General features: G+C 70.6%; 1 protein-coding gene. It reads left to right on the top strand.

Translation table 11 applies throughout. From position 1 onward, the window contains the following. On the top strand, positions 1 to 647 hold a 647-nt coding region (locus G5C65_RS38045; RefSeq protein WP_241266361.1), incomplete at both ends, for an MCE family protein.

Raw genomic sequence — 647 nt, 5'->3', positions numbered from 1 at the left:
GGCGGGCCGCACCAACCGCAGCGCCGAGGTGGAGGAGATCTTCGGCGCCCTCTCGCTGCTGCTCAACGGGGGCGGTGTGGAGCAGTTGCAGAGCATCAGCCGGGAGCTGAACCAGGCGCTCGGCGGCAACGAGGCCCAGGTCCGCTCGCTGCTCCGGCGGGTGAACACCCTCAGCACCGGGCTGAACCGGAGCAAGGGCGACATCACCGAGGCGCTGGACGCCGTCCGCACCCTCTCCTCCCGGCTCGCCACCCGGCACCGGAAGATCGGCGATGTGCTGGACGGGCTCACCCCGGGTCTGAAGGTGCTCAAGCAGCAGCACGGCTCCCTGGTCACCATGCTCCGCTCGCTGGACGAGCTCTCCACGGTCGCCGTGGACACCGTGCGGACCTCGAAGAAGGACCTCGTGGCGGATCTGAAGGCGCTCGCCCCCACCCTGAAGAACCTCGCCGACGCCGGGCGGGACCTGCCCGACTCGCTGGAGGCGATGTTCACCTACCCCTTCACCGACGAGGTGCTCAGCGGGGTGAAGGGGGACTACCTCAACGTCTATCTGAAGGTCGCGGCCGAGCCGGGCACCCAGATCATCCCGGCGCCGGACGCCGGAGGCAGGGACGGGGACAGCGGCGGGGACGACGGCGGTCCCG

Source organism: Streptomyces boncukensis (assembly GCF_011045075.1).
Lineage (GTDB): Bacteria > Actinomycetota > Actinomycetes > Streptomycetales > Streptomycetaceae > Streptomyces > Streptomyces boncukensis.
This window is presented reverse-complemented; position numbering and strand designations above follow the sequence as displayed.